Annotated in this window: 16 protein-coding genes; 14 read left to right on the forward strand and 2 right to left on the reverse strand. The window is 59.0% G+C overall.

Translation table 11 applies throughout. The annotated features are described in order from the left end of the window. Positions 1-17: 17 nt before the first annotated feature. The gene (locus tag BMY98_RS11990) at positions 18-2,003 is read right to left on the reverse strand and encodes an autotransporter outer membrane beta-barrel domain-containing protein (RefSeq protein ID WP_083398771.1); all 1,986 of its coding nucleotides are present in this window, start codon (positions 2,001-2,003) and stop codon (positions 18-20) included. Positions 2,004-2,533: 530 nt separating this feature from the next. Here BMY98_RS11990 and BMY98_RS11995 point away from each other — a divergent pair. The 3 genes from BMY98_RS11995 to BMY98_RS12005 all read left to right on the forward strand — a co-directional run bounded on the left by BMY98_RS11995 (position 2,534) and on the right by BMY98_RS12005 (position 8,009). Continuing rightward, entirely contained in the window at positions 2,534-4,375 is a 1,842-nt protein-coding gene (locus tag BMY98_RS11995; RefSeq protein ID WP_245760052.1) for a hypothetical protein, read from the forward strand. A 48-nt stretch (positions 4,376-4,423) separates the two neighbouring features. Then, positions 4,424-7,369, forward strand: a complete 2,946-nt coding sequence (locus tag BMY98_RS12000) for a hypothetical protein (RefSeq protein ID WP_074889187.1) — start codon at positions 4,424-4,426, stop codon at positions 7,367-7,369. Between the two features lie 142 nt (positions 7,370-7,511). Then, positions 7,512-8,009, forward strand: coding sequence for a hypothetical protein (locus BMY98_RS12005; protein WP_074889190.1), 498 nt, complete (start codon positions 7,512-7,514; stop codon positions 8,007-8,009). Here the strand turns inward: BMY98_RS12005 and BMY98_RS12010 are convergent. After that, a complete protein-coding gene (locus tag BMY98_RS12010; protein WP_074889193.1) occupies positions 7,984-8,673 on the reverse strand; it encodes an alpha/beta family hydrolase in 690 nt (229 codons plus the stop codon). The two genes, BMY98_RS12005 and BMY98_RS12010, sit on opposite strands and share 26 nt — an antisense overlap. A gap of 855 nt (positions 8,674-9,528) precedes the next feature. On the opposite strand from BMY98_RS12010, the gene ccoN reads away from it, so the two are divergent. The 11 genes from ccoN (at position 9,529) to fnr (ending at position 21,014) form a co-directional block, all read left to right on the forward strand. Next, complete coding sequence (gene ccoN, locus BMY98_RS12020; RefSeq protein WP_074889198.1) at positions 9,529-10,971, forward strand: cytochrome-c oxidase, cbb3-type subunit I; 1,443 nt, start codon at positions 9,529-9,531, stop codon at positions 10,969-10,971. Then, positions 10,971-11,582: a cytochrome-c oxidase, cbb3-type subunit II gene (gene ccoO, locus BMY98_RS12025; RefSeq protein WP_175514161.1), complete on the forward strand. Its 612-nt coding sequence runs from the start codon at positions 10,971-10,973 to the stop codon at positions 11,580-11,582. The genes ccoN and ccoO overlap by 1 nt, the downstream gene beginning before the upstream one ends. A gap of 5 nt (positions 11,583-11,587) precedes the next feature. Next, complete coding sequence (locus BMY98_RS12030; protein WP_074889385.1) at positions 11,588-11,809, forward strand: CcoQ/FixQ family Cbb3-type cytochrome c oxidase assembly chaperone; 222 nt, start codon at positions 11,588-11,590, stop codon at positions 11,807-11,809. Then, positions 11,806-12,786 (forward strand): cytochrome-c oxidase, cbb3-type subunit III, encoded by a 981-nt coding sequence (gene ccoP, locus BMY98_RS12035; protein ID WP_074889200.1) that lies wholly within the window; start codon positions 11,806-11,808, stop codon positions 12,784-12,786. Before BMY98_RS12030 ends, ccoP begins: the two co-directional genes overlap by 4 nt. A 241-nt stretch (positions 12,787-13,027) precedes the next feature. Next, the gene (gene ccoG / locus BMY98_RS12040) at positions 13,028-14,458 is read left to right on the forward strand and encodes a cytochrome c oxidase accessory protein CcoG (protein ID WP_074889203.1); all 1,431 of its coding nucleotides are present in this window, start codon (positions 13,028-13,030) and stop codon (positions 14,456-14,458) included. A gap of 12 nt (positions 14,459-14,470) precedes the next feature. Further along, positions 14,471-15,004, forward strand: coding sequence for a FixH family protein (locus BMY98_RS12045; protein WP_074889388.1), 534 nt, complete (start codon positions 14,471-14,473; stop codon positions 15,002-15,004). Between the two features lie 31 nt (positions 15,005-15,035). After that, positions 15,036-17,504, forward strand: coding sequence for a heavy metal translocating P-type ATPase (locus tag BMY98_RS12050; protein ID WP_074889390.1), 2,469 nt, complete (start codon positions 15,036-15,038; stop codon positions 17,502-17,504). Between the two features lie 25 nt (positions 17,505-17,529). Then, positions 17,530-17,748, forward strand: coding sequence for a cbb3-type cytochrome oxidase assembly protein CcoS (gene ccoS, locus BMY98_RS12055; protein WP_074889206.1), 219 nt, complete (start codon positions 17,530-17,532; stop codon positions 17,746-17,748). 134 nt (positions 17,749-17,882) lie between these two features. Continuing rightward, positions 17,883-18,641, forward strand: a complete 759-nt coding sequence (locus tag BMY98_RS12060) for a sulfite exporter TauE/SafE family protein (protein WP_074889209.1) — start codon at positions 17,883-17,885, stop codon at positions 18,639-18,641. 90 nt (positions 18,642-18,731) lie between these two features. Beyond that, complete coding sequence (hemN, locus tag BMY98_RS12065) at positions 18,732-20,114, forward strand: oxygen-independent coproporphyrinogen III oxidase (RefSeq protein ID WP_074889214.1); 1,383 nt, start codon at positions 18,732-18,734, stop codon at positions 20,112-20,114. 165 nt (positions 20,115-20,279) lie between these two features. Beyond that, positions 20,280-21,014, forward strand: a complete 735-nt coding sequence (gene fnr / locus BMY98_RS12070; RefSeq protein ID WP_074889216.1) for a fumarate/nitrate reduction transcriptional regulator Fnr — start codon at positions 20,280-20,282, stop codon at positions 21,012-21,014. Positions 21,015-21,075 lie beyond the last annotated feature (61 nt).

Raw genomic sequence — 21,075 nt, forward strand, 5'->3', positions numbered from 1 at the left:
ATCACCTGACGAGAATGTCAGAAAGCAAGGCGTAAACCCACGTTCGCACCCCAAGGCTGCTCAACATGCTCACCCTTCATGTAATCGAAATCAGCGTGTACCTGGAGTCGCTCGGACAGCGACACCGAAACACCTGCGCCCAATTCTGCACGGGACCCGAACAGGTCGTTGTCAAAACGCTGACCGTTCACGCTGACGTCATTACTGCGGGACAACTCATGGGCCAACGCCACCCGTGCGTACGGCTTAACCACGCCGCCGTCCTTCAGGGCGAAGCTGCGTCCCAGCGTACTGCCGACCTTGCCCAGCATCGACTGAGTCTGGTTGGTCCTGGCCTGCATGCCGTTGTCCAGCGTGTAGCTGCTGCCATCGATCCAGACGCTGGACACCTGCGCAAACGGCTCGACGAAATACTCATCGCCCAGCTTTATATGCTTGCCGACTTCCAGCGACCCCCCCAGTGCCTTGCTGCTGTAGTTTCCTTTGGCCTTGGTACCATCGCTCATCGCTACCTTGGACTCGTTATGGAACTGGTTGAGTTTCACCACGCCGTCCAGGTAATAGCCACCCTCGGACAACCACGTGCCATACGCGCCGACGTAGTAGCTGTCGACCTGGCCCGATGTGCCTCGGCCGATATCCAGATCCGACTTGCTGTAACCGCCCATCAATCCGAGCAACAACTGACCGCTGCCCACCGGCACAGGCGCGTCCGCACCGAACGACAGGCCCTGCTGCTTCTGGCTGTAATCAACGCCGGACTCCAGCGCCGCATTGAAACGACTGCCATACGTACGCATCCAGCCGCCGCCCTGCTCCTGGCCGCGCACTTCACCCATGCGACTGCGCAACGTCGTCAACTCGCTGTTCCACACCGTCGGTGCCGTGTTGAACAACGCCAGCGCACTTTTCGTGGAAGGACTGATCTCCTTGCCGGACCCGACGATAAACCAGTCATTGCCCTGGCGTTCGAGCTCGTAGGAATACACCCCAAGATCCGCACGACCGCCCACCAGCCCGAACTCCGCGTCCCCGCCTTCGGTGTGAACCACCCGAAGCGGGTCAAACTCGGCGGGGACGGCTTCGGTGCCGGTGTTCTGGATACGCAGACGATGCCTGCCCGACGCCTCACCGTTCACACTGAGCAAATCGCCGGTGCCGTTGTCGAGGTTGATGCGCATGTCGAAACGACCCGAGCCGGACAGCGTGCCCAGCGAAAGCGAATGGAAGCCGTCTCCGGTGAAGCCAACGGTGCCGGCATCCAAAGACATAAAACCGATTTCGGTGGGACTGCTCATGAACCATTTCGAATCGGAACCAATGGTCATTGAATTTATGCCAAATACGTTGCCTGTAAGGCTCGCCCCATTGGTGAGCCCGACGTCCAACACGCTACCCGGATCAGAATGTAAGTCACCCAGCAGTTCACTCTCGTCGACTGTGAAAGACACGTGGCCGCCCTTGACGACCTCTAAAATGTTACCGTTACCTGCGGTTATGCTGGCACCATTTTTTACATGTATGTCTGTGAAGGCATCATTACCCAAAACATTCTCAACTTTGATGGCTGCTCCCTCAATTGATGTTAATGCTGAATGGTCAATGACTAGGCTGCCGGTATTAAAGGTTGCAGTTTGTCCAGCGACTCTTCCAGACGAAAGATATGCGCCGTTCTGGAGCCCCACGACATTGCTTCCTCCTCCGATATTGAGCTTGCCTCCGAATACGCCTACCCCCCATCCGTATCCAGAAGCGTCGGATTGCAATGCGGTGACTGATGAATTCGATATATTTACAGTGCTGAGAGCCACTGAACTAACGGCAAGGCCGCCACCCTTTATCCAGCTGTCGAGGATATTACCAGCCCCCCCCTCCTGGACCACGACCGCGACGTTTGAACCACCTTGAACAACTGAACCTACAATATCCAGCCATTTGCCGGCAACTATACCCTGCCTTACCAAGCCGCCATCATGGATGATAATAGTTCCCCCGTATGCCATGACTCTGTCAACCGTTCCACCAGATACATCCAGCTTTCCGAATGCACCAAGTGTATAAGAGTCTGGCTGATCATCAGGTCCGAGATAAATGGAGTTGTTGCCGATATCAATCCGCTCAAACTCTGACGCTCCTGCCTGCAGACAAACGAGAACACCTGCAATACTTAAACCGAAAGACGTCACCACGCGACGTTTAAAAAACTGTTTCAATGCAACTGCTCCTCTAATGAGCGGCGATCATAGGAGCCCTAGGAATTATCAGGAAAAATTGGTGATACACATGAGATAGTCCTCTTCCTATCGCAACGAGTTTTTTTCTTACAGACCAATCCCCGTTCGCTTGTAGGAATATTCGCAAAAAATTAGATTGGTTGATTTAAATAACAATACCCCTTGACAACGCACCATAAAATCTATTGCTTCAATAGGACTGAAGGGAAGTTAATATCTTTCAGACACGAGAGCCTGACCCTGAAAAAATTTGGACAAGGTTCCATTTGCAATCCGAGAAACGAATAACGGTGACTAAAATGTGCAAGACCGGAACACACTCTACAGCAAAAAGCCCTTATAAAATGCGAAAAGCTGAACTGGAATTACCGATCCCTCGGGTTCCTTTGGCTGATCCCATCGATGGACTTATTAAAACTGACGACCTTCTTGACGATGTGATTGTTGAGATCACTATTTGGAAAGGAGCCAAGACGAATGATTCTCTGCACCTGACCCTCAACGGCTTTACAGTCGGACAGGAATACACTCTTGATAACCCAATTGAGGGCGCAATTATCGAGCTCGCTATACCTGTGGATGCCGAATTGACAACAGATGGCGTCTACAGACTCAGGTATGTGACCAGCTCATTTCCTGGTGGTAACACGGCGGAATCGCCTGTGGTAGACATTAAAGTCGACAGAACCGCACCTGGGGCACACCAGCTCGGGTATATGGATTTTCCAGAAGAGGCGAAGGACGGTCTCACCGCGGCAGAACTCGCGGCAATGGGCGACACGCTGACAGGTCGCATCTACGGATACACCGGCTTGAGCGGGGGCGACACCATTTTCACTTACTGGGGAAGTATCCCGGGCCCCGAAATCGTTCTGACCGGCAACGAAAATGGCGATACCCCTATCGAGGTACCTTTTGACAAGGATTTTTTGTTGTCACTGGGAAACAATCCCGGAGCAACGTATTACAGGATCAAAGACCGAGCTGGTAACCTCTCGGCCTCGTCTAAAGAAGTAACTATCACGTTGTTTCTGACAGAGGTCATCACTGATCTTTCGCCTCCAGTCGTTGAGAATTACGACGGTTTGATTGACTACGGCGACGCACTTTCCAATGTGAAGGTGGATATTCCATCCACCGCTATTCTGCAAGACGGGGATGAGGTACTTTTGCGATGGGGCCCGATTCCAATTGGCCCATACCCGGTAGACTTAGACGATTTGAGCCAAGAATTTGTTTTAATATTTGATATTGCGTACGCGACCATTGCGCAGGCCGGTGATGGCGTACGTCAATTGCGTTACGACGTGCTGCGCGACGGACACCTGATAGGAGTTTCGAAAACAATTGATGTAAATGTCAAAATTGAATTGCCTGTACCAGGCACTCTAGAAAAACCTACCATCAAGGGTGGCAGTAGTACTCCGAGCGCTGAGGACAACGTCATTGATGAAAATGACTTCGAACTTGATGCTACCGTCATCCTCAGCTGGAACGACAACTTCAACGCCGGCGAGAGCATTCAAATCTACTGGAGTGGACAAGAGGTTTTAATCCCTCCATACACCATTACCAACTCCGACACTGCTGCAGGACGACCGCTGCTACTAGTCATCCCAAACTCTGCATTTAAACCTATTGGGACCGGAACTGACATTCGCGTCTACTACTCGGTTTCGCAACCGGGCAATCCTAACCAGTCATTCTCTGAAGAGCGGGGAGTCATTGTGCGATCCAAGGATGAGCTCCCGGGTGGATCAGATGGTTTGGATGCTCCTCAATTTGAGCAACTCAATTCTAACGGAGCGATCAACAGAGAAAATTCCGTGAATGGTGCCCCGATATATATCAAGCCATTCCTGAACATTAGCGTAGGGCAAACAATCGTTTTCACATATGAAGCGTACAGCGATCTGGTATCCGATGAGCTCAGTTTCGTATGGACACATACGTCCGCACCGCTTACTTCTGAGCAGGTCATCGACGGGTACAGATTCTCCGTCCCTCGTAGTGAATTAATGCGCCACTGCTACGGCCATGCGGAGACAACGTACCAAGTGATCAGTGATAACGGCACTGGCAATTCGAAAAGAGCGAGCGCTTACGTCGACCTTCGTGTTGCGGGTGTTTGCACCGTTTAATACATCGGCGGGCCACTGGCCCGCCATCTTTTAGAAGGAATATCGTACATGCAAACCAATAAGAGCTTCACATTACCAAACCCGACAATTTTGAGCTTCGACGATGCCGGAATCGGTGACGTCGATGTAGCCGACCCCGCGAAACCCTTGGAGGTACTGGTAGGCCCTTTAAAGCTTAACCCCAAGGACAAGATCGAGTTGTACTGGGGAGCAAACGAAGAACCCGTATCTTCTTATACCCATACATCAGATTCAGCCATTAGTGACGGGATTTTTACGCTGGTCGTAGACACCCACTGGATAAAGCCGGGACTGACTAACGTCAAGTACATCTACACGCCGTTCCCTTCGGCGATCCCTGAGCAGTCCAGTGTCATTCAAGTATTGGTCAAGCTTGATATTCCGGGAGGAAAGGATCCAAACCCGGCTACGCCCTACGAAAACGAAACTTTGGGCACGCCTACGATTTCCCCACCCGGCATCATCACCTCCCCTGAAGGCGTCTCCGTAGAAATCGCTCCATACGTAAACATGGCCGTAGGTGATGACGTCAAGTTGTCATGGCATGGACAATTCGTTCGGATGGTGATCATGAGTGAGGCTGAAGTCGGAAAGCCAATCATCATTCAGGTGCCTAAAGGCGCCATCGAATTCGCGGGCAGTTCGGACATGATCGAAGTCCGGTATGAAATTCGCGACGTCGTGAATAACTGGTCGCGCTGGTCACTGCCGACCTATGCGCAGGTTGAAATTGGACGGGATACCTTACCTGCACCGGTCGCACCGCAGGCGCCTGACATGGAGCTCGATCTTGAAAAATTGGCGGGCTCGCCCGTCCAGACTCTGGTGCTGTCTAACCCGCAGATCGCTAAAAATGATGAGGTCATGTTGTCTGTAGAACGTGAGACCGGCTCGGGTATGCCTCTGCCTACGTATCGAACGACAAAAGTAGTTCAGAATCCCTTCGGATTTTTGGACTTTTCGCTCCCAAATGATCTTTTCCAACCGATCAGCCAAGGTCGCGTTCGCATCAGGTATCGGGTAATGAAAACGACCGGCCAGGCATTGGTATCAAAAAATCTACCTTTGAAAATCATCGGGAAGATGATGGAACTGGATCCGCCGAGAATTCCGTTGGCAGAGCAGAACGAAGGTGTACTGGATCCCACTGCTCATAACGTATTGGTTGAGGTGCCTCCTTACTACTTCATGCTTCCTGGCCAAGATGTCAATCTTGTGTGGATGGGCAAAACGGCCGGCGGCGCAAACGTCATGCACGAAGAGCGTAAGAATCTTAGTCATGGTGACATAGGCAATACCTTGCAGTACGCGATTCCCGACATGAAGGTCAACGCACTGGCTGGCGGCTCTTTGGAGGTTTACTACACCGTTACTTCATTCGAGCGGGAGTTTTTCAAGTCGCCCGTACTTAACGTGCTGGTTGGCGATGACACTGGAGCTTACTTTCCAGCGCCCTCAATCGATGAACTGGACAGCAGTGGCGTACTGGACCCCGCGAACATTTCCCTGGAAGCTACGGTACGCATCGCACGGTATCCGGGCATTGCAGTGAATGATCAGGTCACACTGTATTGGGACGGCCAAGGATCCAGCGGTAGTTACACTGATTTCACCGTGATTAACAGCGGTACCGTCAGTAGAGAAGTGATTTTCAGGGTCAACAAGCGTGTCGTAGAGGCCAATACGAACAGCGACGTGACCGCTTGGTACGAAGTCGACCGGGGCACTCAAAAGTTCGTCTCCACACAACTGCGATTCCGTGTCGGTAGCATGGTCTACGCGCCGTTGCCCAATCCCACTGTCAAAGAAGCCAAAGGCGACACGCTCGATCCTGCTGATGCACCCAGCGGCGCGACCGTCTTGATTGCTTCCGATGCGAATCTGGGGGCTGGCGATATCGTTGAAACTCGCTGGAGCGGTCCAAAAGGCAGCGGGACAAAGACCAACGTCATCAAGGTCGAGGAGGCATCTCGCGAGCTAGCGGTCGTGTTTGCTAGCCAATTGGTGACTGCAAATGATGGTCAAACAGTCAACGTCTCCTACACCGTGGAACGCGCTGGTGCCTTGCAACAGTCCGAGGTCGTGAGGCTGCAAATCATGAGCTCAGTGCTCGAGCTGCCAGCACCTGCCGTCGACTCAGTCGGCGCTGACGGAATTTTGCGTCCCACATTGATCCCAGAATCAGGCGCAACTGTTCGCGTCAGTTACCGCAACATGGCGTCTGAGGATCGTGTCACCGCTCGCTGGTCTAGCGTCTCGACATTTGATACAGCCACGCAAACAGTTGGAGACCAGCACGCTCTCGTCTTCAATGTGCCTAAAGCACAGATATCTGCAGCTGAAGGCAGTACGGCAACAGTGAGCTATGAAGTCATTCGAAACGGAGTACCTCGCCGCTCTGAAGGACTGTCACTCAATGTTCTCAAAGGTCTGGAATTCGACACATCTCCAGCCACCTTGGGCGGAAAGATTTATCTGCTTCCGGGACATCCCGAACTGCTTCCGGTCTTCCCGACCGGAACTACGATCAAGCGGGTAGCAGCCGGCGGTAAACCACCTTATACCTACTCATCGAGCATGCCGAATGTGGCTCATGTTGACTCAACAGGCCTGGTTTCGGTACGCAGCAGAGGCGGTTCAATCATTACGGCGACCGACGCTGCGGGCGAGAGCAAAAGCTTCACCGTCTCCGTCACCGGCGTCATCGAATGCCACGGCGTGGGCTCCGGCAATTACACCCAGATGTCCAACGCGGCGAGCCGCATCGGCGGGCGTATCCCGAGCATCCACGAGTTGATCGAGATCCATAACGCCTACGGCAATCGCTGGCCGATGGGCAATGCCAACTACTGGGCCTCCACCGTCGCCAAGAACGTATTCGGGGCGAAGTGGTACTACGTGAAGAACCTCAACACCGGCAAGGACTACAAGCTGCTCCACATCAATTCCAGCCTGGGCGTCGCGATTCGTTGATCCGCCACTCTCGTTAGCGATGCAAGCCTCTTACGTGTAAGCAGCACCCCCTTTCAAAGACGTCGTCTCCACCAGACGGCGTCTTATATAGGTGCAGAGCGCCCACACCGCCCCGAAAACCCATTCAGGGAACCTCAGAACAATGCCCGCACAACCTCCGCTCCAACGCCCACAAGCGCCGGCGGCCCTTGGCACGTTCAGCGCCAACGTCAATGGCCACCCGTTCATCACCCACAGCCTGAGCGCCATGGCGTGCCTGCGCCCGGGCCGGTCGGATCCGCTCACGTGCCGGATCTGGAAGATCCTCGCCACCGGCACGGTTCGCCGGCACCGCACCATGATCGGCCTGTTCATCGACGAAACCGTGCCACCTGGCAGCTACAACCTGCTGCGCAACGACCGGATCACCGTCATCTATCACCTCACGCCCACGCGAATGGCGAAGATCTATCACTCACGCGATCTGCAGCAAGGCAACCTGACGCTGCTGGGCTGCGATGCAGCCGCCGGAGCGCTGCACGGCAACTTCGAGTTTGCGGTCCCGACCAAGGACTTCCACGTGACCGACGGCCTGTTCGACCTGGTCTGTGACCTGAACGCCGAGGAACATCCGGCTATCCGATCAGCCGACGTGCCATAAGCCCGGCGATTTCCTGCATGCACGCCTCGACACTGAGGCCCGACGATTTCAACGGTTTCAGGTCGTGGTTGGCCGTCGGCACCCAATGCACATCAATGGCCTTCGACAACTCGTACCCTTCAACCGCCTGCCGATTGCCCAGCGCATCCCGCTCGCCCTGAACGATCAGCGTCGGCGTCCGCAGTTCTGCCAAGTGAGCGACCCGCGGCTTTTCGGGTTTCCCCGCCGCATAGAACGGATAGCCCAGACAGAACAACCCATCGACTTTGACTTCGTCAGCAATGACGCTGGCCATGCGTCCGCCCATGGATTTGCCACCGATCGCCACGCGCCCGCTCACACCCCCACGCACTGCGGCGTACACCTCATGCCAGCACTCCAGCAACTTTGGCTGGGGATTGGGCGGTCGTCTGCGCCCGTCGATTCGGCGCTGGGCCATGTAGGGGAATTCAAAACGCAGCACGCCAATACCCAAGGCCGCCAGACGCGCGGCGATGTCGTTCATGAAGTCGCTGTCCATCGGGGCGCCCGCGCCGTGGGCGAGAATCAGTGTCGATGGCGCGTCCGCCGCCGGGCCGGTGGGTGCATTCCAGATCCAGCCATGTTCTTGCGCCAGCAGGGCGCAGTGATCGGCCGTTCGCTTCGCCGCGTGTTGTTTGCTCATGCAGGTCTCTTTTACCAAAACATCGACTACCCGCCGACTAAGGCGGGCACCACGGCCAGCATTATGCAGCAACGTCGAGACCCATGACCCTGCCTGCCGATTGCCTGGTCCCGACAGCAAGGGTTCAGCTCCCAAGCGTTAGTCTGGCGCGGCACTTCGGCAACGAGCACCGAATCCTGAGCGCCCCAACCTGCACACAACCGGGCGGTTTCATCGACGGAATATGCTTTTTGTCCGCTCCGGCCGATCACCCGTGACGATCGCCGGCCTTTCTGCCAGCTCGGGCCGAATATTTTTGGGCAGAGAAAAGTGCCACTGTCAGCGGCTTTTTGTATACAACTTAGTTGTAGAAACGCTCTCTCGATGCGCAGGAACAGCAGGCAGAGAACCGTTTCAGCTGTCTCCGGAAATGGTTGATCGCCGCGTCCTGCCAGGGACGCGGCAACTTCATACCCAGCGCGGCCAAGTGTCGCAGGCGCTGCGCCAAAGCCTTCCCTCCGCGATCATTCGCGTCTAAGCTGTGTCCGCACAGTGGACCGGCGACAGCTGACCACAGGCCCAGCAACAAGATTGTGCCCGGCAACGCAACCCTCTTGCAGACAAGCAGCCCCAGCGCTGTTTTCACCCGCAGGGTTGTATCCAATCCCTCCCACTCACGCGCGCGATCCTGCTCGACCTGTCTTCCTTTCCCCCGGCCACTCAGCCAGAAATTTCCCACGCTTCGGCGACCGGGCGTCTGCGTGCACCGCATCTATCGTCCACGTCGATCCCACGCCACGCCACTGCGTGACGGGTGACGCGCGATCGAAGGTGCGGCTGTGACCACACTGATAAATACACACCGTGGAACCTGACATGAGCACTGCACCCAGCCCGACTGCTTATAACTACAAGGTCGTCCGCCAGTTCGCCATCATGACGGTGGTCTGGGGCATCATCGGCATGGGCCTGGGCGTCTTCATCGCCTGCCAGCTCGTGTGGCCTGACCTGAATTTCGGTTTGCCGTGGACGACATTCGGTCGCTTGCGCCCCCTGCACACCAATCTGGTGATTTTCGCGTTCGGCGGCTGTGCGCTGTTCGGCACCTCCTATTACGTCGTCCAGCGGACCTGTCAGACGCGGCTGATTTCCGACGGCCTGGCGGCCTTTCATTTTTGGGGCTGGCAGGCGGTGATCATCGGCGCCATCGTCAGCCTGCCGATGGGCTACACCACCACCAAGGAATATGCCGAGCTCGAATGGCCGATTGCGATCCTGCTGACGATTGTCTGGATCGCCTACGGCGCGGTGTTCTTCGGCACCATCGTCAAACGCAAGACCAGACACATTTACGTCGCCAACTGGTTCTACGGTGCATTCATCGTGGTGACGGCGATGCTGCACATCGTCAATCACATCTCGCTGCCGGTGAGCCTGTTCAAGTCGTACTCGGCGTATGCCGGCGCCACGGACGCGATGATCCAGTGGTGGTACGGACACAACGCCGTCGGCTTTTTCCTGACCACCGGCTTTCTCGGGATGATGTATTACTTCGTGCCGAAACAGGCCGAACGCCCGATCTATTCCTATCGTCTGTCCATCGTGCATTTCTGGGCGCTCATCACCCTGTACATCTGGGCCGGCCCGCACCATTTGCACTACACCGCCCTGCCCGACTGGGCGCAATCACTGGGAATGGTGATGTCGATCATCCTGCTGGTGCCGAGCTGGGGCGGCATGATCAACGGCATGATGACCCTCTCGGGCGCGTGGCATAAGTTGCGCACCGACCCGATTCTGCGCTTCCTCGTGCTGTCGCTGGCGTTCTACGGGATGTCGACGTTCGAGGGGCCGATGATGGCGATCAAGACCGTCAATGCGCTTTCTCACTACACCGACTGGACCATCGGCCACGTTCACGCCGGCGCGCTGGGCTGGGTGGCGATGATTACCATCGGCGCCGTCTATCACATGATCCCGAAACTCTACGGCCGCCGGCAGATGCACAGCGTCGCGCTGATCAACACGCACTTCTGGCTCGCCACTGTCGGCACCGTCCTCTACATCGCCGCGATGTGGGTCAATGGCATTACCCAAGGGTTGATGTGGCGGGCGATCAACGACGACGGCACCCTCACCTACTCGTTTGTCGAGGCCCTGCAGGCCAGCCATCCGGGGTACATCGTCCGCGCGCTGGGCGGCGCGATTTTCGCCAGCGGCATGCTGTTCATGGCCTACAACGTGTTCCGCACCATTCGCGCAGCGAACACGGAAGAAGCCGAAGCCGCCGCGCAGATTGCCGTCATGGGGGCCCACTGATGATCAAGCACGAAGTGCTGGAAAAGAACATCGGCCTGCTGTCGATCTTCATGGTCATTGCGGTGGCGATCGGCGGGCTGACCCAGATCGTTCCGCTGTTTTTTCAGGACGTCACCACCCAGCCCGTCGAAGGCATGAAGCCGCGCCCGGCGCTGGAGCTCGAAGGCCGCGACGTGTATATCGCCAATGGCTGCGTGGGTTGCCATTCGCAGATGATCCGTCCGTTTCGCGCCGAGACCGAACGCTACGGGCATTACTCGGTGGCCGGCGAAAGCGTCTGGGATCATCCGTTTCTGTGGGGTTCCAAACGCACCGGACCGGACCTGGCCCGGGTCGGCGGTCGCTACCCGGATGACTGGCACCGCGCCCATTTAAACAACCCGCGCGACCTGGTGCCGGAGTCGATCATGCCGGCCTACCCCTTCCTCGCGGACACCAAAATCGACGGCCAACTGACCGGCAAGAAGATGGAAGTGCTGCGCAGCCTTGGCGTGCCATACACCGATGCCGACATCGCAGGTGCAGCCGAGGCGGTGAAGGGCAAGACCGAAATGGATGCGCTGGTGGCCTACCTTCAGGGCCTGGGCACCCTCATCAAGAGCAAGCGGTGATCGCCATGGACATGGGAACGATTCGAGGCCTGGGCACCGTTGTCGTAATGGTGGCCTTCATCGGTCTGGCGTTGTGGGTGTACAGCCCGCGGCGCAAGGCGGAATTCGACGATGCGACGCTGCTGCCGTTTGCCGATGATCCCGAGGCGATCGCACAGGTCAGGCAGGCGCAGGACCAGAGCAAAGCGCACGCACACTCGAAAGCCGAAACGAGCCCGAAACCATGAGCACCTTCTGGAGCATCTACGTCGCGGTACTGACGCTGGGCACGATCTTCGCGATGGGCTGGCTGCTGATCGCCACCCGCAAAGGCCAACGCGCCGACACCACCGATGAAACCGTCGGCCACGCCTTCGACGGCATCGAGGAGTACGACAACCCGCTGCCCAAGTGGTGGTTCTGGTTGTTCATCGGCACGATCATTTTTGCGCTGGGTTATCTGGTGCTTTACCCGGGCCTGGGCAACTGGAAGGGCTTGTTGCCGGGTTATGACTACGCCGACAACGACAAGAAAACCCGGTTTTCCGACGGCACCACGGGCTGGACTGGCGTGCATGAATGGGAGAAGGAGATGGCGCAGTCCGAAGCGCGCTTCGGACCAATCTTCGCCAAATTCGCAGCGATGCCCATTGAAGAGGTAGCCAAAGATCCGCAAGCGCTGAAGATGGGCGGTCGATTGTTCGCTTCCAATTGCTCGGTCTGCCACGGCTCCGACGCCAAGGGCGCTTACGGTTTCCCCAACCTGGCCGACGCCGACTGGCGCTGGGGCGGCGATGCGCAGAGCATCAAAACCTCCATCATGAACGGCCGTCATGCGGTCATGCCGGCATGGGGTGCGGTGATCGGCGATCAGGGTGTGCGCGACGTGTCGGCTTACGTGCTGACGCAAATGAACGGGCGCACACTGCCGGCTGATGCGAATGCCGATCCGGCGGCGGGCCAGAAACTCTACGCCACCACCTGCGTCGCCTGCCACGGCCCGGAAGGCAAAGGCGTTGCCGCACTGGGTGCGCCAGACCTGACCCACCCCGGCGCGTTCATCTACGGCGCCAGTTTTGCCCAGCTGCAACAGACCATCCAGTACGGCCGCCAGGGGCAGATGCCGGCCCAGGCGTTGCTGCAAGGTAACGACCGGGTGCACCTGTTGGCCGCTTACGTGTATAGCCTGTCCCATGGGGAAGAACCGGCGCAAAAGCAGGAGTAAAAGGGCAGCACCGTTAAAGGGGTATACGGTCGCGCTCTACTGTAGGAGCGTGGCTCGTCCCGCGATCTGGCGCGAAGCGGCAGCCCATAAGGCGCCCGAGGTATATGGGATAGCTAACGGCCTCAGGTTGACGACTGCTTCGCAGCCGATCGCGGGACAAGCCACGCTCCTACACGTGATGCAGCCAGTTCCTGGCACCGTATTAGAAAATTTTATTGCTCCACTGTGGTAGGACGCGTTCATGAGCAACCAGATTCCGATGCACAACGTCACGCCGCCGACTGACAAGGACAGCGACACTGTTGACCTGTATGCCTCGCGGGAGAACATCTACACGCGCGCGTTTACTGGCATGTTCCGTAATCTGCGCATGGGTGGCGGCGCTGTGCTGTTCCTGCTGTATTTCGGCACGGTCTGGCTCAATTGGGGCGCGCATCAGGCGGTGTGGTGGAACCTGCCGGAGCGCAAGTTCTACATCTTCGGCGCGACGTTCTGGCCGCAGGACTTCATTCTGCTGTCGGGCATCCTCATCGTCAGCGCGTTCGGGCTGTTCTTCATGACCGTATTCGCCGGGCGCGTCTGGTGCGGTTATACCTGCCCCCAGAGTGTCTGGACGTGGGTGTTCATGTGGTGCGAAAAGGTCACCGAAGGCGATCGCCATCAGCGCATCAAACTCGACAAGGCGCCCATGCACGCCAACAAATTCGCGCGCAAGTTCGCCAAGCACAGCCTCTGGCTGCTGATCGGCCTGGTCACCGGCCTGACCTTCGTCGGATATTTCTCGCCCATCCGCCAACTGCTGGTGGATTTCTTCACCGGCCAGGCCGATGGCTGGTCGTATTTCTGGGTCGGCTTCTTCACCCTCGCCACCTACGTCAACGCCGGCTGGCTGCGCGAACAGGTGTGCATTCATATGTGCCCCTACGCGCGCTTTCAGAGCGTGATGTTCGACAAGGACACGCTGATCGTTTCCTACGACCCACGCCGCGGCGAGCCACGGGGTGCGCGCAAGAAGGAAACGGATTACAAGGCTGACGGCCTCGGCGATTGCATCGATTGCACGATGTGCGTGCAGGTCTGCCCCACCGGCATCGACATCCGCAACGGCCTGCAGATCGAATGCATCGGTTGCGCAGCCTGCATCGACGCCTGCGACTCGATCATGGACAAGATGGACTACCCGCGCGGCTTGATTAGCTACACCACCGAACACAACCTTTCCGGGCAGGTGACCCATACACTGCGGCCGCGGTTGATCGGCTATGGCGTGGTGTTGCTGGTGATGATCGGCGGGCTCACCGGCGCGTTTCTCACGCGCTCGCTGGTGGGTTTTGATGTGAGCAAGGACCGCATGCTGTACCGGGAAAACGCCGAGGGCCGGATCGAAAACGTCTACAGCCTGAAGGTCATGAACAAGGACCAGGTCGACCACACCTATATGCTCGACGCCACAGGATTGCCGGACCTGAAGCTGCAAGGCCGGCGCGAAATCAAGGTACCGGCGGGCGAGATCATCAGCCTGCCGGTGGAGCTGTCGGTGGCGCCCGAGCAACTGCCCTCGAGCAGCAACGACGTCAGTTTCATCCTCACGGAAATCAAGAACAGCGACATTGAGCACAGCGACACTGAAGTCCACGCCAAGAGCCGTTTCATCGGCCCGCCCATTCGCTGAGAGATGTCGGAAATGACCCCAGTCACTGCAGCAAGTCCCTGGCACCGGCACCTATGGCCGTGGATCATCATCGCCATTCTGACCGGCTCAGTGGCATTGACCCTGGCCATGGTCACCATCGCCGTCACCCACCCGGACAACCTGGTCACCGACAACTATTACGAGGCTGGCAAAGGCATCAATCGCTCCCTCGATCGCGAGTTGCTGGGCCAGTCCCTCAACCTGCAAGCGCGCGTGGGCCTCGACGAGGTGACCGGCGAAGTGGACGTGCAACTGAGCGGCGCCAGCCAGCCGGAAACCCTGGTGCTGAACCTGATCTCCCCGACCCAGCCGGACAAGGACCGCAAAGTGGTGCTGGCGCGCACGCCTTCGCAGCCAGGGCGTTACGTCGGGCAGTTGAGCGACAGGGTCGAAGGCCGGCGCTTCGTCGAATTGCTGGGGGTGGAAAACACCCAGACCTGGCGCCTGTTCGAGGAAGAACGGATCGTTTCAGGGCAGCCACTGACCCTGGGCGACGAGCCGATTCAGGGCGCGGACAGGCATTGACGTGAAAGCCACTCAACTGACAGCCACCGCGATAACAACCCTGCGATCTTGCTACCACTGCTCGCTGCCGGTCCCGCCGGGCGGACGTTTCGTGTCTTCGGTGCTGGGTGAAGAGCGTGAGTTCTGCTGCCCGGGTTGTCAGGCCGTGGCCCACGCCATCGTCGCCGGCGGCCTGGAAAGCTACTACCTGCACCGCAGCGAAGCCTCGGTCAATCCTCAGGCGTTGCCGACGCCCCTGGCCGATGAACAAGCCCTCTTTGATCGTCCCGACGTGCAGGCGCCGTTTGTTCACCATGACACCCCCGCTGGCGATGTCGCCAGCGCTGTGGCTGAAACGACGCTGATGATCGAGGGCATTAGCTGCGCGGCCTGCGGCTGGCTGATCGAGCGTCATCTGCGCACCTTGCCCGCCGTGGTCGAAGCGCGGCTGAACCTGTCCAGTCATCGCCTGCACCTGCGCTGGCATGACGTGGGGTTGCCCTTGAGCGAGGTGCTGTCGGAGCTGCGCAGCATCGGTTACGCCGCCCACCCCTATCAGGCGGATAAAGCGACCGAGCATCTGGCCCGGGAAAACCGCCGCAGCCTGAGACAACTGGGCGTCGCCGGGCTGCTGTGGTTTCAGGCGATGATGGCGACCATGGCGACCTGGCCGGAATTCAACATCGACCTCAGCCCCGAGATGCACACGATCCTGCGCTGGGTGGCGATGTTTCTGACGACGCCCATCGTGTTTTACAGCTGTGCGCCGTTTTTCAAAGGGGCGTTGCGTGATCTGCGCGCGCGCCATCTGACCATGGACATTTCGGTGTCCCTGGCAATTGGCGCGGCGTACCTGGCCGGCATCTGGACGGCGGTCACCGGCGTTGGCGAATTGTATTTCGACGCGGTCGGCATGTTCGCGCTGTTCCTGCTCACCGGCCGCTACCTCGAACGCCGGGCCCGGGAACGCACCCGCTTAGCGACCGAGCAACTGGTCAATCTGCTGCCTGCGTCGTGCCTGCGGTTGAACGCGGACGGTCAGACCGAGCGCGTATTGACCGATCAACTGCGTTTGCACGATCAGGTGCTGGTACACCCCGGCGCGATGTTGCCGGCGGACGGCCGAATCATCGCGGGTCGGTCGAGCATCGATGAATCGCTGCTCACCGGCGAGTACCTGCCGCAGCCCCGTCAGGTGGGCGACGCCGTCATCGCCGGCACCGCCAATATCGAAAGCGTGCTGACCGTGGAAGTCCTCGCTCTGGGCGCTGACACGCGCCTCTCTGCCGTCGTCCGACTGCTGGAACGCGCACAATCGGAGAAGCCGCCCTTGGCGCAACTGGCGGATCGCGCCGCGCAGTGGTTTCTGCTGATTTCGCTGGTGCTGGCGGCGTGTGTCGGCGTGGTCTGGTGGCAGCTCGATGCCGGTCGCGCGTTCTGGATTGTGCTGGCGATGCTGGTCGCCACCTGCCCGTGCGCCTTGTCGCTGGCGACCCCGACCGCGCTGACCGCCGCCACCGGCACGCTGCACAGATTCGGGCTGCTGCTGACCCGTGGCCATGTGCTGGAGGGGCTGAACCGGATCGACACGGTGATCTTCGACAAGACCGGCACGCTGACCGAAGGGCGGCTGACGTTGAGGGCGATTCGCAGCCTCGGCGCGCTGAGCAGTGACGACTGTTTGAGCCTGGCGGCGGCGCTGGAAAGTCGGTCCGAACACCCGATCGCCCGGGCGTTCGGCAAGACGCCGCTCACCGCTGATGGAGTTGTCGCTACGCCGGGACTGGGGCTGGAAGGGGTGGTTAACGGGCGGCAGTTGCGCATTGGTCAGTCCGGGTTTGTTTGCGCTTTGAGTGGCGTCGCTGTGCCATCCATGCCGGATGAGCCCGGTCAGTGGTTGTTGCTGGGGGATGACACCCAGGCACTCGCCTGGCTGGTGCTGGATGATCGGTTGCGGGACGACGCTGCAGGGTTGGTCGAGGCGTGCAAACAACGCGGCTGGCAGACATTGTTGTTGTCCGGCGACAGTTCGCCCATGGTGTCCAGCGTCGCGACTCAGCTGCAGATCGATGACGCCCGGGGTAGCCTGCGGCCGGATGACAAGCTCGCCATTCTTCAGCGGCTGCGGGACGAGGGTCGGACGATTCTGGTGATTGGCGACGGGGTCAATGATGTGCCGGTGCTAGCGGCCGCCGACATCAGCATCGCCATGGGTTCGGCGACCGATCTGGCCAAGACCAGCGCCGATGCGGTGCTGCTGTCGAATCGTCTGTACGTGTTGGTGGAGGCATTTGGCCTCGCTCGGCGCACGCGGCGGATCATTCTGGAAAACCTGGCCTGGGCCGGGTTGTATAACGGGCTGGTGCTGCCCTTCGCGGCGCTGGGCTGGGTGACACCATTGTGGGCCGCGGCGGGAATGTCGGTGAGCTCGCTGGTGGTGGTGTTGAACGCGTTGCGTCTGACGCGGATGAAGCCGCTTTCTGCAGAATCCATGGCTGCCCATCAGACGGTGACCCCATGAACACACGACCCGATCCGGAGGCCCGATGCCTGCGCTCTACATCATGATTCCGGTGGCGCTGCTGATTGTGGCGGTCGCGATTTACGTGTTTTTCTGGGCGGTGGACAGCGGTCAGTACGACGACCTGGACGGCCCGGCCCATAGCATTCTGTTCGAAGACCAGGATCCGGGGCACAAGGCCGGGGTTGATGAAGCGTCGGGGAAAAAGGATCGGGCATCGGCAAGGACGGGATCAGGTGAGTAATTCCGATTCCATGTTGCGGTCAGCGACGCCATCGCGAGCAAGCTCACTCCTACATTGGAATGCGATCCCCTGTAGGCGTGAGCTTGCTCGCGATGGCGTACTAACACTCACCGGAACGCTTTCGGATAACGCCCATGCATGACCTCCTCCCCCAACTCCTCTCCGCCCTCGTGCTGGGCCTGCTCGGCGGCGGCCATTGTCTGGGCATGTGCGGCGGGCTGATGGGCGCGCTCACTTTTGCCATCCCCCCGGAGCAACGCGGACGACGCCTGCGTCTGTTAATGGCCTACAACATCGGACGTGTTTTGAGCTACGCCTGCGCGGGGTTGCTGACGGGCATGCTCGGCTGGGCGGTCGCCAACAGCCCGGGGGCGATACTCTTACGGGTGATCGCGGGGTTGCTGATGATCACTATGGGCCTGTACCTGGCCGGATGGTGGAGCGGCCTAACCCGCATCGAAGCGCTGGGCGGCGGGGTCTGGCGTTACCTGCAACCGCTCACCCGCCGCTTGATGCCGGTGTCGAAGACGCCCCGGGCTTTACTGCTGGGCGCCGTGTGGGGCTGGCTGCCGTGCGGGCTGGTTTACAGCACGCTGTTGTGGTCGGCGAGCCAAGGCAATGCGTTGCACGGCGCGTTGTTGATGCTCGCGTTCGGCATCGGCACCTGGCCGGTACTGCTCGCCACGGGCCTGGCCGCCGAGCGCATCACCGCTCTGCTCCGTCGGCGCAGCGTGCGCGTGGCCGGCGGGTTGCTGGTGATTCTTTTCGGCCTGTGGACACTCCCCGGCCCGCATCAACAGTGGCTGATGGGGCACACACCTCACACGATGAATCACTCGATGAATCACGGGATGAATCCGGCCATGGATCATGCAGGCATGGCACACGAGTAATCGCACCCCCCATCCGTTGACCCAGATCAATGCCCTCACCTGCGGCTTCCCTACACTTCCCGCACCGCCAGCCTTATCGGGAACGCCCCCATGCTCGACGACCTTCGTTGGGATTCTGAACTCATCCGCCGCTACGATCTGGCAGGGCCGCGTTACACGTCCTACCCCACCGCCGTGCAATTTCATACGCAGGTTGGCGCCTTCGAACTGCTGCACGGGCTGCGTGACAGCCGCAAGGCGTCGCGGCCGTTGTCGCTCTACGTGCACATCCCGTTCTGCGCCAACATTTGCTACTACTGCGCCTGCAACAAAGTCATCACCAAGGACCGCGGTCGCGCCCAGGCCTATTTACAGCGCCTCGAACGCGAGATCAGCCTGATCGCCGCCCATGTCGATGATCGTCAGGTGGTCGAGCAATTGCACTTCGGCGGCGGCACACCGACCTTTCTCAGTCACGTTGAACTGCGCCAGCTGATGGCTCATTTGCGCCAGCACTTCACCCTGCTGGATGACCACTCCGGCGACTACGGCATCGAGATCGACCCGCGTGAGGCGGACTGGTCGACCATGGGCCTGTTGCGCGAGCTGGGCTTCAACCGCGTCAGCCTCGGCGTGCAGGACCTCGATCCGCTGGTGCAGCGCGCGATTAACCGTTTGCAGAGCCTGGATGAGACCCGCGCCATCGTCGAAGCCGCGCGCACCCTGCAGTTTCGCTCGGTGAACATCGACCTTATCTACGGCCTGCCGCTGCAGACGGCCGAAGGTTTTGCCCGCACCGTTGACCAAGTGATCGCCCTGCAGCCCGACCGGCTTTCGGTGTTCAATTACGCCCACCTGCCCGAGCGTTTCATGCCCCAGCGGCGCATCGACGCGGCGCAGTTGCCCACCCCTGAGCAAAAGCTTGAGATGCTCCAGCGCACCATCGAGCAACTGACCGGCGCGGGCTATCGCTACATCGGCATGGACCATTTTGCCCTGCCCGATGACGACCTCGCCATCGCCCAGGAAGAAGGCACGCTGCAGCGCAATTTTCAGGGCTACACCACCCATGGGCATTGCGATCTGATCGGTCTTGGCGTCTCGGCCATCAGCCAGATCGGCGAGCTCTATGCGCAGAACACCAGCGATCTGACCGAGTACCAGACCCTGCTGGCCAGCGACCAGCTGGCAACCAAACGCGGTCTGCGTTGCGACGAGGACGATCAGCTACGGCGCACCATCATCAGCCAACTGATCTGCCACCTCCGCCTGGATTTCGCCCCGATCGAGAACGAATTTTCCATCCACTTCCGCGAATATTTCAGCGAGCAGTGGCCGCAATTGCTGACCATGGCCACGGACGGGCTGATTCATATCGACCCGACAGGCATCACCGTCACCCCGGCCGGACGTTTGCTGGTGCGCTCGATCTGCATGGTGTTCGACGCCTATCTGGGCGCGCAGAACCGTCAGCGGTTTTCCCGGGTCATATAGGCCCAGGTGATATAGGCCCGCGTGAATTAGGCCCAGGTGATATAGGAAGTTTCAGCTCGATGCGGAGGAATGATTTCGGGCCAAGGAAGGCGCGTGGTAGTCGCACGGCTGACCCCTGAGTTACCCTTACGACTTATGTGTGTTTCTTCACAAGGAATTAACCCGATGTCTGAGCCAGTCAAACAGCGCGCTCACACCCAGGCTCACTGCAAGGATTGCAGCCTGGCCCCGTTGTGCCTTCCGCTTTCATTGAACATGGAAGACATGGATGCACTGGACGAAATCGTCAAGCGCGGCCGCCCCTTGAAGAAAGGTGATTTACTGTTTCGCCAGGGCGACACCTTCGCTTCCGTCTACGCCGTGCGCTCCGGCGCGCTGAAAACCTTCAGCCTCAGCGACAGCGGCGAAGAACAACTCACCGGCTTTCACCTGCCCAGCGAACTGGTCGGGCTGTCCGGGATGGACGCCGAGGCGTATCCCGTCACGGCGCAGGCCCTGGAGACTACGTCAGTGTGCGAAATCCCCTTCGACCGGCTGGACGAATTGTCGGTGCAACTGCCGCAATTGCGTCGCCAGTTAATGCGGGTGATGAGCCGGGAAATCCGCGATGACCAACAGATGATGCTGCTGCTCTCAAAAAAGACCGCCGACGAGCGCATCGCCACCTTTCTGGTCAACCTCTCCGCCCGCTTCCGCGCCCGGGGTTTCTCCGCCAACCAGTTCCGCCTGAGCATGTCGCGCAACGAGATCGGCAACTACCTGGGCCTGGCGGTGGAAACCGTGTCCCGGGTGTTCACGCGCTTTCAGCAGAACGAGTTGATCGCCGCCGAGGGCAAGGAAATCCACATCCTCGACCCGATTCAGCTCTGCGCGCTGGCCGGGGGATCGCTGGAAAGCTGATGCATGATGGTCCGGGCGGGCTTAGACTGGCGTCTTTTGAGTCATGTCCTGCCCGAGATCC

The sequence above is a fragment of the Pseudomonas graminis genome, from assembly GCF_900111735.1.
GTDB lineage: Bacteria > Pseudomonadota > Gammaproteobacteria > Pseudomonadales > Pseudomonadaceae > Aquipseudomonas > Aquipseudomonas graminis.